10 protein-coding genes are annotated in these 14594 nt (G+C 72.5%); 5 read left to right on the top strand and 5 right to left on the bottom strand.

Annotation, left to right across the window (positions count from 1 at the left end; translation table 11 throughout):
- Window positions 1-8: 8 nt before the first annotated feature.
- The 5 genes from AC061S_RS36630 (at window position 9) to AC061S_RS36610 (ending at window position 8809) form a co-directional block, all read left to right on the top strand.
- Entirely contained in the window at window positions 9-1253 is a 1245-nt protein-coding gene (locus tag AC061S_RS36630) for a sensor histidine kinase (protein ID WP_478690200.1), read from the top strand.
- A 238-nt stretch (window positions 1254-1491) separates the two neighbouring features.
- Window positions 1492-2280 carry an ABC transporter ATP-binding protein gene (locus AC061S_RS36625; protein ID WP_478690190.1) on the top strand — a complete coding sequence of 263 codons (789 nt, stop codon included), beginning with the start codon at window positions 1492-1494 and terminating at the stop codon, window positions 2278-2280.
- A gap of 98 nt (window positions 2281-2378) precedes the next feature.
- Window positions 2379-4952: an ABC transporter permease gene (locus AC061S_RS36620; protein WP_478690189.1), complete on the top strand. Its 2574-nt coding sequence runs from the start codon at window positions 2379-2381 to the stop codon at window positions 4950-4952.
- A 115-nt stretch (window positions 4953-5067) separates the two neighbouring features.
- A complete protein-coding gene (locus AC061S_RS36615) occupies window positions 5068-6645 on the top strand; it encodes an alpha/beta hydrolase (protein ID WP_478690188.1) in 1578 nt (525 codons plus the stop codon).
- 241 nt (window positions 6646-6886) lie between these two features.
- On the top strand, window positions 6887-8809 hold the full coding sequence (locus AC061S_RS36610; RefSeq protein ID WP_478690187.1) for a transposase: 1923 nt from the start codon (window positions 6887-6889) through the stop codon (window positions 8807-8809).
- A 15-nt stretch (window positions 8810-8824) separates the two neighbouring features.
- Here the strand turns inward: AC061S_RS36610 and moeZ are convergent, their stop codons facing one another.
- The 5 genes from moeZ to AC061S_RS36585 form a co-directional block, all read right to left on the bottom strand.
- Complete coding sequence (gene moeZ, locus AC061S_RS36605; protein WP_478690186.1) at window positions 8825-10003, bottom strand: adenylyltransferase/sulfurtransferase MoeZ; 1179 nt, start codon at window positions 10001-10003, stop codon at window positions 8825-8827.
- A gap of 85 nt (window positions 10004-10088) precedes the next feature.
- Window positions 10089-10841 carry a spherulation-specific family 4 protein gene (locus AC061S_RS36600; RefSeq protein ID WP_478690185.1) on the bottom strand — a complete coding sequence of 251 codons (753 nt, stop codon included), beginning with the start codon at window positions 10839-10841 and terminating at the stop codon, window positions 10089-10091.
- The gene (locus AC061S_RS36595; protein WP_327304683.1) at window positions 10829-11845 is read right to left on the bottom strand and encodes an NAD-dependent epimerase/dehydratase; all 1017 of its coding nucleotides are present in this window, start codon (window positions 11843-11845) and stop codon (window positions 10829-10831) included. The genes AC061S_RS36600 and AC061S_RS36595 overlap by 13 nt, the downstream gene beginning before the upstream one ends.
- Window positions 11846-11992: 147 nt before the next feature.
- The gene (gene iscB, locus AC061S_RS36590) at window positions 11993-13213 is read right to left on the bottom strand and encodes an RNA-guided endonuclease IscB (RefSeq protein WP_478690184.1); all 1221 of its coding nucleotides are present in this window, start codon (window positions 13211-13213) and stop codon (window positions 11993-11995) included.
- 315 nt (window positions 13214-13528) lie between these two features.
- Entirely contained in the window at window positions 13529-14455 is a 927-nt protein-coding gene (locus AC061S_RS36585) for a hypothetical protein (RefSeq protein WP_478690183.1), read from the bottom strand.
- Window positions 14456-14594: the final 139 nt, after the last annotated feature.

Genomic DNA, 14594 nt, shown 5'->3' with positions numbered 1-14594 from the left:
GACCGGTGATCCCCATCGAGAGGCCGCGGCCGGGCCGCGTCCCCCTGCGCTGGAAGATCGCCGCACTGGCCGCGGGGACCGCCTGCCTGGTCGCGGTGGCCGTGGGCCTCCTCGTACACCTCTGGACCGCACGGGACATCCGCGAGCGGTCCGACATGCGGGCCTCCAACTCCGTGTACACGGCCATGGACACCTACCGGCGCACCGGCACCTTGATCGACGGCGCCGAGCTCGATCCGCCCGGACTGCCCGCCGCACTGCGGAGCCCGGACGACGACGCTCGCCACACCGCCTTCGACGGGCACGTCGAGGGGAATCTCGGGCCGTCCGCCTGGGCCGCCCAGCGCGTCGGCGGCCCAGGCAGCCCGGTGCTCGCCGTCCGCGTGAACATGAGCCCGGAGTTCTACGATCTGTACCGGCTCGACCTGACCATGGCGGTGTCCTCACTGATCGCCCTCGCCGCAGCCACCCCCCTGGCGGTGTACGGAGCCGGGCTGCTCGCCCGCCGGCTGAGCCGGGTCTCCGAGACCGCGACCCGGATCTCCGCCGGGGACCTGGACGCCCGTACCGGCCCCACCCAGGGCCGCGACGAGGTCGACGACATCGCCGCCACCGTCGACCTCATGGCCGACACCCTCGGCCGGAAGCTGCGCGACGAGCGCCGGTTCACCGCCGACGTGGCCCACGAACTGCGCACGCCGGTCGGCGGTCTGCTGGCCGCCGCGGACCTGCTGGCGCCCGGGGAGACGGAGGACCTGCTCCGGGCCCGGGTACGCGATCTGCGCGGGCTCGTCGAGGACCTCCTGGAGATCTCCCGGCTGGACGCGGGCGCCGAACTGCCCGTCCAGGCCCGGGTTCCGCTCGGCGAGGTCGTCCGCGAAGCCGTGACGCGCACGGGCCTCGCCACGGAGGTCGACGTCGCCGAGCAGGCCGAGAGCGTGGAGACCGACCCGCGCCGCCTCGAACGCATCGTCGGCAACCTCGTCGTCAACGCCCACCGGCACGGGGGCGCCCCGGTACGGGTCACCGTCGAGGGCCGCACGGTCGTCGTGCGCGACCACGGCCCCGGCTTCCCCGCGGACCTGCTGCTCGCAGGCCCCCGCCGCTTCCACACGGGCCGTGCGGAGCGCGGCGCGGGCCACGGCCTGGGCCTGACCATCGCCCTGGGCCAGGCCAGGGTCCTCGGCGCCGAACTCCACTTCGCGAACGCCCCGGACGGCGGCGCCGTCGCCACGCTGCGCCTGCCGGGCTGACCGCCGGCGTTTGAGGCGCGGGGTCTGGGGCGGAGCCCCAGGGAACGGGCGAACCGGGGGTCCCCCCGGACGGAGTCTGGGGGAGGGTAGGGGACCTCGCCCCGCGCAGCGGCAGCCCGCCCGCCCGCTACCGGACCGATACACACCGGAGCGGCCCCCGATACCCGGCGGCCCGGGCCCCGATACGTCCCCCGGACACCCTTCGAAGTGCAGCTTCCCGCGCCGAAGAGGAGTCCCCGTGACCGCCGCCCCCCTTGCCCCGCAGCCGCACCCGCTCCCCACGCCGACCGGCATCGCGGCCGCCACCACCGGCCTCTCGAAGGTCTACGGCAGCGGCGACACCCGGGTCGTCGCCCTGGACGGCGTCGACATCGCCTTCCGCGAGGGCGAGTTCACCGCGATCATGGGCCCTTCCGGCTGCGGCAAGTCCACCCTGATGCACTGCGCCGCCGGGCTCGACTCCTTCAGCTCCGGCTCCGTCCGCATCGGCACCACCGAGCTGGGCTCCCTGAACGACGAGCAGCTCACCCGGCTGCGCCGCGACCGGGTCGGCTTCATCTTCCAGGCGTTCAACCTGCTGCCGACCCTGACCGCCCTGGAGAACATCACCCTGCCGCTCACCATCGCCGGCCGGAAGCCCGACCGGCAGTGGCTGCACCACGTGGTGTCGATGACCGGCCTCTCCGACCGCCTCGGCCACCGTCCCGGGCAGCTCTCCGGCGGGCAGCAGCAGCGCGTGGCGGTGGCCCGGGCCCTGGTCTCCCGTCCCGCGATCATCTTCGGCGACGAGCCCACCGGAAACCTCGACTCCCGTGCCGGGGCCGAGGTCCTCGGCTTCCTGCGCGATTCGGTGCGCGAACTGGGCCAGACCGTGGTCATGGTCACCCACGACCCCGTCGCCGCCGGCTACGCCGACCGCGTGGTCTTCCTCTCCGACGGCCGCCTCGTCGACGAGATGACCCGGCCCACCGCGGACCGGGTGCTGGACCGGATGAAGGCCTTCGACGCCCGCTCCCGCACGAGCTGACCCCGCCGCGCTCCCGCACGAGCTGACCCCGCCGCGCTCCCGCACCGCACCAGCCGCCCGCCCGCTCCCCCGGGCCCGCCTCCCAGGATCCGCATCCCATGTTCCGTACCGCCCTGCGCAACGTGCTCGCGCACAAGGCCCGCCTGCTGATGACCGCGTTCGCGGTCATGCTCGGGGTCACCTTCGTCACCGGCAGCCTCGTCTACGGGGACAGCCTGAAGCAGGCCGCCGTCGACCGGGCGAGCGCCGGCTACGACCGCATCTCCCTCAACGTCGCACCCAACACGCTCCCCGGAGCCCCTCCGGCCACCCTCGACGCCCGCACCTCGGCCACCCTGGCCGAGGTCCCCGGGGTCGCCGCCGTCGCGGGCCGGGTCAGCGGCTTCGCCGCCGTCGCCGACCACGAGGGCCGGCTGCTCGGCAACGGCACGTTCCGCAAGGGCGGCAACTTCGCCCCGGCCATGGACGGAACGGACCCCGCCTACCGGTTCACCCGGGGCGCCGGCCCCGCCGGCGAGCACGCGGTCGCCCTCGACGAGGCCAGCGCCGCCAAGGGCGGCTACCGCGTCGGCGACACCGTGCGCGTCGGTACGGGCACGGGCGCGGCCTCGTACACCCTCAGCGGCGTCTTCCGCACCGACGCCTCCAAGCTCTTCCCGGGCGGCAGCCTGGCCCTGTTCGCGGACGCCACCGCCCAGGGGCTGTTCCTCCGGCCCGGCCAGTACACGAACATCGAGATCACCGCCGCAGCCGGCACCGACCTGACGGAATTCGGCGCCCGGGTCGACACGGTGATCCCCAAGGACTCCACCGCCGTCACCGGCGCCCAACTCGCCCGCCTCCAGGCCGACCTCGCCTCCAGCGACAGCGACACCATGAGCCAGATCATGCTGGGCTTCGCGGCGGTCTCCCTGTTCGTGGCCGCCTTCCTCATCTCCAACACCTTCACCATGCTGGTGTCCCGGCGCACGAGGGAACTGGCCCTGATGCGGGCCGTCGGCGCCTCCCGCAAGCAGGTCCGCCGGATCCTGCTCACCGAGTCCGTCCTGGTCGGACTGATCGCCTCGGTGGCCGGCATCCTGGCCGGCACCGGGGTCGCCGCGCTGCTCCAGACCTTCTTCTCGCCCGCCGACGGCCCGGCCGCCCCGCCGGTCCTGCTCCCGGCCACCGTGTTCGTCGCGCTGCTGGTCGGCACCGCCCTGCCGGTGATCGCCGCGTGGGTTCCGGTCCGCCGGGCCATGGCCATCCCGCCCGTCGCCGCGCTCGGCGCCGCCGAGCCCGCGGCGCCCGCACGGGCCGCCTCCCTGCGCACCGGCCTCGGCGCCGCCCTGGCCCTCACCGGCGCCGCGGCCGTGCTCTACGGGGCCCTTACCACCGGCAAGGACGCCCGGACCGTCATCGGCCTCGGCGCCGCCCTCACCCTGGCCGGGGTGATCACCCTCATCCCGGTCCTGTCCCGGCCCTTCACCGCCCTGCTCCGGCCGCTGCTGGTCCGCGTCAGCCCGGTGCAGGGCGACCTCGCCGCCCGCAACACCGTGCGCGATCCCCGTCGTACGGGCGCCACGGCCGCCGCGCTCGCCATCGCCCTCACCCTCGCCTCGGGCCTGTCCGTCCTCGGAGCCTCCGCCACCCGGTACCTCGACGGCGCGACCACCCGCGACCTCACCGCCGACTACCTGGTGAAGGCCGCCCCGGGCGGGCAGCGGATGACCCCCGCCACCGCCGGGCTCCTCAAGGCCGAGCTCCTCAAGGCCGAGCTCCTCAAGGCCGAGCTCCTCAAGAACCTGCCGGACGCCTCCTCCAGCCCGCTCAACCAGTCCACCGAGTACCGGATCGGCGGCGTCTCCTCCGTCCTGACCGGCGTCGACCCCGCCACCATCGGCCGCCTCCTGCGCTACGAGGTCACCGCGGGCTCCCTCGACAGCCTCGGCGAGGGCCGGATCGCCGTGGCCGACTACAAGGCGGAGGCGAACGGCTGGAAGGTCGGCCAGAAGCTTCCGCTGGAACGCCACGGCAAGCAGGGCGAGGTCACCATCGGCGCCGTCTACCAGGCGGACCAGCAGAGCAACCTGCTGCCCAGCATCACCGCACCCGACTCCCTGGTCGCCCGGTACGACGCGACTCCGCACACCGACGCGATCGTCGTGGCCACCGGCGGCGGACCCGGCCGGGCCGCCCTCGCGGGCATCACCAGGGCGCTCGGCGACAACCCCGCCCTGTCCGTCCTCGACAAGGAGGCCGTCCGCACCGAGGACACCAGCGGCATCGGCGACCAGCTGAACGTCTTCTACGCCCTGCTGAGCATGGCCCTGGTGATCGCCGCCCTGGGCATCGCCAACACCCTCGCGATGTCCGTGCTCGAACGCCGCAAGGAGATCGGCACGCTCCGCGCCCTCGGCCTGGACCGCGCCGGAGTGACCCGGATGATCCGCATGGAGGCCCTGCTCGTCGGCGCCCTGGGCGCGGCCGTCGGCACGGTCATGGGCGTCTTCACCGGCTGGGCGCTCGGCCGCACCCTCCAGGAGAGCGTCGTGGGCTACGCCCTGGTCCTCCCCTGGGGACGGCTCGCCCTCGGGGTGCTGCTCGCCCTCGCCGGCGCCCTCCTCGCCTCCCTCTGGCCGGCCCGCCGGGCCGCCCGCGTGGACATCCCGGCGGCGACCGCGGCGCACTGACCATCCGCCCGGCCACCACCGCCTGCCCCGCCCGCCCCGCCCCGCCCCCGCCCCCGCATGACCCGTATGGGTCAGCGCGGGGGCGGGGCGCGCAAGCCGCGCACAGGATGAAGACATGCCGACACACGCCCTCCGGGTCGCCGCTGCCGCCACCGCTGCCGCCGCACTGCTCGCCACCAGTGCCTGTTCCGACGGCGGAGGCGAGGAGAAGAGGGGCAAGGACGGCGCCGCGCAGGACGTCAAGAAGCCCGAGTGGGGCGAGTGCGGGGCTCCCACCGCGGCCCAGGGCGGCGGGCAGGTCCCCGGCAAGGAATGGCAGTGCGCCGTCCTCGACGTTCCCCTCGACTACGCCGAGCCGGAAGGGGAGACGATCCCCCTGGCCCTGATCCGGGCGAAGGCCCGTGACCAGAACAAGCGGATCGGCTCGCTCGTCTTCAACTTCGGCGGCCCCGGCGGCTCCGGCATCACCAGCCTGCCCGGCGCGGCGAAGGAGTACGCGGCCCTGCGCGACCGGTACGACCTGGTCAGCTTCGACCCGCGCGGGGTCGGCCGCAGCGCGCCCGTCCGCTGCGAGGACGACAAGCAGCTGGACGCGTACTACGCCTCCGACTCCAGCCCCTCGACGCCGGAGGAGGAGAAGGCCTTCCTCGCCACCGGCAAGCAGTACCGGGACGGCTGCGAGACGAAGTCCGGCAAGGTGCTGCCCCACGTGGGCACGGAGAACGCCGCCCGCGACCTGGACCGGATCCGCCAGGCCCTCGGCGACGACAAGCTGTACTACTTCGGCATCTCCTACGGCACCGAGCTCGGCGGGGTCTACGCCCACCTCTTCCCCAAGAACGTCGGCCGGGCCGTCTTCGACGCCGTGGTCGACCCGACCAAGAACTCCGAGGAGGGCGCCCTCGGCCAGGCCAAGGGCTTCCAGCTCGCGCTCGGCAACTTCGCCCAGGACTGCGTGAACCGCGGCGATTCCTGCGTCCTCCAGGGCAGCACCGCCAAGGAGATCGAGGCGAACATCATCAAGCTCCAGAAGGAGCTGGCTGCCAAGCCCATCCCCGGCTCCGGGGACCGGCTGCTCACGGAGGACTCCGCGACCAACGGCATCGCCTTCGCCCTCTACTCCAAGGAAGCCTGGCCCCTGCTGGAACAGGGCCTGGACGAGGCCGAGGGCGGCCAGGGGCAACTGCTGCTCGCCATGTCCGACGCCCTCAACGGCCGCGACCCGAAGGGCACGTACAGCAACATCGGGTCGGCCAACACCGCCATCAACTGCGCCGACTCCAAGGACCGCTACACCCTCGCCCAGACCAAGGCGAAGCTGCCCGAGTTCCGCGCCGCCTCGCCCGTGTTCGGGGACTTCCTCGGCTGGGCCATGATGGGCTGCACGGACTGGCCCGTCGACGGCGCCTGGAACACCCCGGACGTGTCCGCCCCCGGCTCGGCGCCCATCCTGGTGATCGGCAACACCGGTGACCCGGCGACCCCGTACGAGGGCGCCCGCAAGATGGTGGAGCGGCTCGGCCCCGGCGTCGGCGTGGAGCTCACCTTCAAGGGCGAGGGGCACGGCGCGTACAACAGCGGCGACCCTTGCGTGCAACAGGCCGTCAACGCCTACCTGCTCGACGGGAAGGTGCCCGGCGCGGGCACCGTCTGCAAGGCCTCGCAGTCCCCGGCGCCGACCTCACCCGTCTAGGCCGTCGGGTGACTGCCGGTAGAAGGTCGGCGCAGCTGCTGTTGAGGTTGTAGACGTGCTGGACGCTGACCTTGAGTCGCAGCACAACACACCCAGAGTCGTCGACCGTTCACTTACCGTGCCGGTGGTCGGCTAATCTGTGACGGGGGTGCAAATGGTGCGGGCTACTCAGACGCGCAGGTTCCGGGGTAAGAACAAGGCTCCGAAGTGGAAGAAGCCCGAAGACGGGCAGGTTTCGGTGATGGTGCTGCCCCTGGCCGTCACCGACCCCGCCGAACTGGGCCCGCTGGATAAGCTGTTTGCCGCGATGTGGGCCATCAAGCGGGCCGCCCAGCGGGACGCCCGCGCTAAGGTTGATGGCTATTGGACCGCGTTCCACGAGCGCGAGGAGCATGGGGCGAAGGCCGTACGGAAGCGCCTCGGGCCGTCCCGTGAGGCTCTGGAGCGGTGTGCGTACAAGCACCTCGAAGCCTCTGGGCACTTGAAGCACCATGCTTCGAAGGCTCTGGCCATGCATATGGCCGATGAGGTGTGGAACGGCGTCCAGCGCCATCTGTTCGCTGATGCCGCCGGCAAGCGGCACGGCCGCCCGAAGGCGGGTCGCTGGTACGACTTCATCCGCATCCCCGGCCGCGCCCGCTCCCACACCACCGACCGCAAGTGGGAGACCTTCCGCATCGTCGGTGACCTCCACGGCCACACGATGACCTACACCGACGGCGGCCAGCGCAACCTTCAGCAGCCCCGCCGGATGCCCGTGTCAGCGGCGCCGTCCGGAGTCGTACCCACCGGCAACGCCACGGCGTCGGGGAAACCGGGCACCAGGAAGGCGACGTGGTGGGACCACGCAGGCCCGCTCGCCGTGGTGTTCGCTGGCGGGCCTGACGGCAGCCGCGGTGGCCTCGTGCTCCCGGTACGCATCCCGCAGCAGCCCGGACAGTGGGCGCGCGTCGAGCACTTCCTTTCTCACCCCGGCCGCTGGCACAAGGTCGACCTCGTACGCCGCCGGAAGGTGTCCGCTCCGGGCGGCTGGGTGTACGAGGCGCACCTGATGTTCCTTGGCCCCGGCTACACCGCGCCGTCGGTTCGGGCCATGCGTGAGCAGGCAGCCGCCATGGACCGAATCGGCGGGGTGGACGGCAACGTTTCCAACGTCTCGATCGTCTCCCTGCCCGCCAGCCTCGACCCGTCCAACGGCGCCCCGGCCTCCACCGAGATCACCCTCAGCCCCGAGGAACAGGCACTGCTGGAGCGCGAAGCGGAGAAGCGGCGCGGCCGGGCACGAGCCTTGGAGCGTTCCCGCCGGGCGACGAACACCGCGCAGTATGCGCTGTCGAAGAAGCAGGCCCGACGGGCGGAGCAGCGGGCTGCCAAGGGCCTGGAGCCCAAGGCCGTCAGCGTGCCCGGCGGTGCCCGCGCTGCCCGCATCAATGGGGTGCCGAAGCAGGCGTTCCGCCGTGACCGGCTGTCGGTGAACTACCGCGAACAGCGAGCCCGGCAGGCCGAACACGCCGCCTCGATGGCGGAGCACCGCCGTTTCCGTGCCCGCGAGGTCGCCCGGCAGATCATCGCCGCTCACGGCCCCGTGCTCGTGGTCGAGGACTGCGACATCCGCACCTGGTTTCGGCTGTGGGGCAAGCGCCTGTCCCAGACCACACCCGGCCTGCTCATCGCAGCCCTTGAGCGCGAATGCGCGGCTGCGGGCGGCCGACTCCTCCGGGCGTCCACCTGGTCCACTGCGTTGTCGCAGCACTGCCTGTGCGGCGAACGCGTCTCCAAGTCGCTGCGGGAACGGGAACACAGGTGCATCGCGTGCGGCCTGGTCGGCAAGCGCGACATGGTGTCCGCTGCCCTGGCCGTGTTCGTCCGCTTCACCGACGTGGCCGGCCCCAAGACCGCATATCTGGACACCACGGCGTCCCGGTACGCGCAGATCATCTTCTCCGAAGGGCTGGAAGAAGCCCTGCGGGAGTCAACCACACCGTGCCAGAACACCCTTCGGGGCGCTGGTCGCGTGGCAGTTCCACGCCAGCGTGGAACCTCTGCTCCCCGAACCGCCGGACGGCGGGACCGAGTAACCCCAGAAGGGACACGCCCTGTGCGTGACCACGCTGGAGCACCCGGCCCCCGCCCCGACTGCGACCCGCAGCTCACACTCTGGTGAATTGCGGATCAAGTCTTAGTAGACCGGCTTCTCGGGCTCGATCTGGTGGACCCAGCCGATGACGCCGCCGCCGACGTGGACCGCGTCCGCGAAGCCCGCGGACTTCAGGACCGCGAGGACTTCCGCACTGCGGACACCCGTCTTGCAGTGCAAGACGATGCGCTTGTCCTGCGGCAGGTCCGCCAGGGCGGTGCCCATCAGGAACTCGCCCTTGGGGATCAGCTTCGCGCCGGGGATCGAGACGATCTCGTACTCGTTGATCTCACGGACGTCGATGATCTCGATCGGCTCGTCGGTGTCGATCCACTCCTTGAGCTGCTTGGGAGTGATCGTCGAGCCGAGCGCGGCCTCCTGGGCCTCCTCCGACACGACGCCGCAGAAGGCCTCGTAGTCGATGAGCTCGGTGACGGTCGCGTTCGGACCGCAGACCGCGCAGTCGGGGTCCTTGCGGACCTTGACCTGGCGGTACTGCATCTCCAGGGCGTCGTAGATCATCAGGCGGCCGACCAGCGACTCGCCGACGCCCGTGAGGACCTTGATGGCCTCGGTGACCTGGATGGACCCGATGGACGCGCAGAGCACGCCCAGCACGCCGCCCTCGGCGCAGCTCGGGACCATGCCCGGCGGGGGCGGCTCCGGGTAGAGGCAGCGGTAGCACGGGCCGTGCTCGGACCAGAAGACCGAGGCCTGGCCGTCGAAGCGGTAGATCGAGCCCCAGACGTACGGCTTGTTCAGCAGCACGCAGGCGTCGTTCACGAGGTAGCGCGTGGCGAAGTTGTCCGTGCCGTCGACGATGAGGTCGTACTGGCTGAAGATCTCCATCACGTTGTCGGCTTCGAGCCGCTCTTCGTGGAGGACCACGTTCACGTACGGGTTGATGCCCAGCACGCTGTCGCGGGCCGACTCGGCCTTGGAACGGCCGATGTCCGCCTGGCTGTGGATGATCTGGCGCTGCAGGTTCGACTCGTCGACCTCGTCGAACTCCACGATGCCCAGCGTGCCGACGCCGGCCGCGGCCAGGTACATGAGGGCGGGCGAGCCGAGGCCGCCCGCGCCCACGGCCAGCACCTTGGCGTTCTTCAGGCGCTTCTGGCCGTCCATCCCCACGTCGGGGATGATCAGGTGCCGCGAGTACCGGCGGACCTCGTCAACGGTGAGCTCAGCAGCTGGCTCTACCAGCGGTGGCAGCGACACGGGCACTCCGTAGATGGGGAGCATCCCCGCAGAGCAGGGAGCAAACTGAATGGTTGTTCTCCCCGTAACACTGCCACGGCCCTCTTCATTCCAAGACACCCGTCCCGATCCGCGAGACGATTTCGTCCCAATACCCGGGCATCGATGCCCAGGGGTCCCGGTCCGCGGCCCCGCGCCGGTCGGTGAACCAGATGGTCCCCGCACCCTGCCAGCGGGCGATCCGGAGCGCTTCCTCCAGGTGCGTGCGCGGCACTCCGTGCACGAGGTGGCAGAACGTCTCCGGCGGATGGTCCGCCGTCCACTCCGCGACCTGCGACCAACGGTAGTCGGCCCAGGTCCCGGAGAAGGTGACCAGCTGGTCGGCGGTCTCCGCGTACCCCTCGCACGGGTGGGTGCCGTGTCCGAGGACGATCCGCAGACCCTCGCCGAGGCCCCGCAGGGTGTCCACGACCCGGCGCACCGAGGCCAGCTCCGCCTTCCCGGCCGGGGCGTCCGCGAGGTAGAAGCCGTCGGCTCCGTACCAGTCCCGGAAGCGGTGGGCGTCGGAGACGAGCTCCCCGAAGGACCGCACACCGTCTCGCATCGCGAGATGCCCGAGGACCGAGCCGCCCGCCCGGCGGAGCTTCGCGGCCGCCTCCGTGCAGTGCGGGTCGGGCCGGCCGCCCGGCCCGTCCGTGACGTTGAGGACGGCCCAGTGCAGCGGGGTGCCGGGCCGGGTCAGCTCGGCCCACTCCACCGGTGCCAGCAGCGGGTGCGCGTACCCGGGGACGCCCAAGCCGATCCGGCCCGCCTCGGTGGCGGCCTGGCCGGCGGCCGGCGGGGTGGTCAGATGCGGCACGCCGCCTCCATCCAGATGTCCGCGAGGGACTCCTCCAGGTTGATCCGAGGCCGCCAGCCGAGCCGGTCGCGGGCGGTACGGACATCCGCCTGCTGCCAGGCTCCGCAGCCGTCCGGGTAGGGGTACGGGGGCTGGGCCGTCGCGGCGGCGAGCTGCTCGGCCGTGGCCTCGGAGCGCGGGGAGCCGATGGCGGCGAGCCCGGCGGGCCGGCCGGGGTGGCCGTGCGCCTGCGGGTGCTGGGCGTGCTGCGGTACGTCGATCTCGTGCAGCGAGCCGCCGTACCCCGCGACCCGCGCCAGCACGGCGGCCGCGTCGCGCAGCCGGACCGCCCGGCCGGTGCCGATGTTGACGACGCCCTGGGCCGCCGACAGCGAGGCGGCGTGGACGGCCCGCGCCACGTCCCGTACGTCGACGAAGTCGCGCTGGACGCCGAGCCCGCTGAGCTTGAGCTCGCCGTCCCCGGACTGCATGGCGCGCCGCATGGCCTCGGCGAGCCGGCCGAGGGGGGATCCCGCGGGGGTGCCGGGGCCGACGGGCGAGAAGACCCGCAGGACGACGGCGTCCAGCCCCGAGCCGAGTACGAGCTCGGTGGCGGCCAGTTTGCTGACTCCGTACGGCCCTCCCGGTCTGGGCACGGCGTCCTCGGCCGTGGACGAACCGGGCTGGCTGGGCCCGTACTCGGCGGCGCAGCCGAGCTGGACGAGCCGGGCTCCGCAGCCGCTGCGGCGCAGCGATTCGCAGATGGTGGCGACGGCGACGGTGTTGTGCCGGGTGAGCTCGCGGGCGCCGCCCCGGGTGGCTCCCGCGCAGTTGATGACGACGCCCGGGTGGACGGCGTCAAGGAACCGGGTGAGCGCGCCGGGGCTGCCGGTGGCGAGGTCGAAGCGGACGTCGGCGTCGTCGCCGCGGCCGAGCGCGGTGAGCTGGACCGCGGGGTCGGCGAGCAGCCGGTCGGCGACGTAGCGCCCGAGGTATCCGTTGGCTCCGATCAGCAGCACCCTCATCGCGCGGCCCCTTGGTTGGTTGGCTGGCCGGTCATCGTGATCCCTTCGGGGAAACCCCCTGCTTTTGCTGGGGGAGGAAACGAAGCTCCTGCGGAGCAGGGCAACGGCTGGGATTCGCCGCCAGGGCGAGTCCCAGTGCTCTGGCGGTCAGGCGGCATCGGTGGTCTTTCGTTCGGGCCTTGTGGTGTAGGCGTAGCCGTCTGCCCGCTGGAGGAGGCGGAAGTGTTTGTGCCGGACGCCTTGGACCGTGCCGTGAGCGGTGGTGATGTTGAAGCTGCCGGTGGATCGGACGGCGATGCGTCCGGTGTGGGTGCCTGCGTTCTTGCCTGTGGGAACGACTGCACGGGCGAGGTCGCCGGTGACGTAGCCGAAGAACTGCTTATGCCGGGGCATCCGAAGTCGGGGGAACCCGTGCTTGTCCGGCCGGGTGCGGGTGTGGGTGCCGCGCCCTGCGCATCCGGTGACCAGGACCGTGGCAACGGTCTCGGTGATGGTGTCGAGCTTGCCGACCGCGAGGGCATCCAGGCTGTGGGTTTTCGCCGGCCCGGTACGCTGCCGGTTCCACTTGGTGCGCCCACCACTGGCGGCGTGGGTGGGGAACAGGGCATCGAGGGCCCGCCGTAGTGCCCACCTGGTGGAGTTGACGGCTGCCGCGTCCCGGAGGGGGGATTTGGCCCGGTTGAGGATGTCGGCGGCCCGTCGGGGCGCGAACTCCTCCACTGGCCGGTTCGACTTGGCCTCGTTGCAGGGGATGCAGGCCAGGACCAGGTTGGAGACCCGATCCGATCCACCCTTTGACCGGGGGTGGACGTGGTCGATGTTGAGCGGTACGCCGGTGATGCCGCAGTAGATGCAGGCCCGGCCGAACTTGGCCAGCAGGTACTCGCGCACCTCCATGCCCTGGAGGGTGCCGTGTTGGTACTCCGCGCCTTCCAGTGGTTTCCCGGCGCTGATGGTGTGGGTGTCGAACGCGACCCGTTCCACATGCACGCTGCGGACGGGAGCCCAGCGGGCCAGCCGGTTCGTCCACGACAGGGTGGTGACCACGCGGTGACGGAGGGACGGGGCGAGCCAGCCCTTCGGCTTCGTGCGGTTGAGGAAACGCGGGGCGCGGTAACGCAGGTTGCGGGTACGGCGGCCCCGCCGGTAGGCGGCGCGCTGCTCCATCGGTGTGTGCCGGTGGACAACAGCACGTCCCTTCTTCAGCAGCTTCCGTGCCCGCGCCGGGTTGGTGGGCTGCAACGGCCTGTGGCGCTTGTCGAGTACAAAAACATGGGGGTGCCGCTCACGCGGCTCCTCCCCAGCCCCGGAGGACTGGAGGGTGACGCCTCTGCCGCCCGGTGAAGCCGCAGAGGTCTCCTCTGGCACATGTTCCGCACCCGGTGCCTCACGGCCTTCGAGCCCCGTTTCGTCCCCGATCCGGGGGGTGTCTGCTGACTCGAATTCGAGGGCGAGCTGCTGAGGAAGCACAGCGCGGTCGGTCTTCTGTCGTGAGCGGAACGTAGCCAACTTGTTCACCTCCAATATGGGTGTTGGCTGGTGCTGGTAACGGCGGCCCTCAGCCCATCGGGCTGAAAAGCCCCCTTCTTCAGAAGGGGGATCCCGTTACGTCCTGTTTCTCCTTGGTGGATGGGTGGATCGGGGTGGGGGGTACGGCGCTTCGGTGTCTGATTCCGAAAGGACTCAATGGACTCCGTGCCGCTGCGCGTGTGCGGAGGCCCGCGACAGCGCGAGGACGGCGGGTACGAGGACTCCCACCGCGGCGGCGAACGGCGCCGCCGGGACCGGGAGCAGGGCGAGTACGAGGGCCAGGGCCGCCGCGAGGGCTCCGCGGGGGGCTCCGTGGCCGAGCAGCAGCCGGGTCAGGAAGAGGAGCACCGCGAGCGGTACCGCCACCGCCAGGGGGGTCCCGGCCAGTGCGGCCGCCCCCGCGGCGGCCGCGGCGTACAGCGCGAGCGTGCCGAGGAGCAGCGGCCGCACCCCGTCGGCGAAGTCCTCCAGGGCCCGACTCCCCGCGAGCCGGCGCCGGGCGCGGGCCGCGAAGACGGCGCCGGCCAGGTGTCCGGGTGCGACGGCCACGGCCAGGGCGATCCCGAGCGGGGTGCCGTGGCGGTGGACGGCCCAGCCGAGGGCGGCGGCGGCCAGCAGGTACACGGCGGCGGGGAAGCGGCCCCCGGCGGCCCGGGCGGGCCGGCCGAGCGCGGCGACGGTGACGAGCACCGCGAAGGCTCCGGCCCAGGGCAGGCCGGCGGCGGCCGCGCCCAGGGCGAGGGCCCCGGGCAGCAGCGCGTAGCCGAAGCCCCGTACCGCCCTGGCGTGGACCGGGATCCCGGCCGGCGGGGCGGGCGGGGTGCCGTCGCGGGGTGTCCGGGCGTAGAGCTCCTCCGCGAGGGAGAAGACGTCCCGGTGGCGGAACCGGGCGGCGGTGCGGTCGGTGATGCCGTGCGCCTCCAGCCCGGCGGCGATCTCCAGCGGGTCCACGGCGTTCTCGCAGAGCTCCCGGTGGCGGTGGAGCAGTGCCTTGACGGGATCCCCGCCGGAGCGGGCCCTGCGGGGCGGGGGCGGAGGCGGGTCCATGGGGGGGACGGCTTCGTCCAGGGGCACGGTCATGCGGAGGCCTCCGAATTCGCCGCGGGCACCATCACGCGGTCCCCGCCCGGCCCGGACCCGTCGGCGGGACCGGGCACACCGGGACCGGCCGGGCGGGCGTCCGGGGCGGGGGTGTCGGCCCCGGCACCCTCGGGGGTGC

The sequence above is a fragment of the Streptomyces sp. CA189 genome, assembly GCF_056428985.1.
This window is presented reverse-complemented; position numbering and strand designations above follow the sequence as displayed.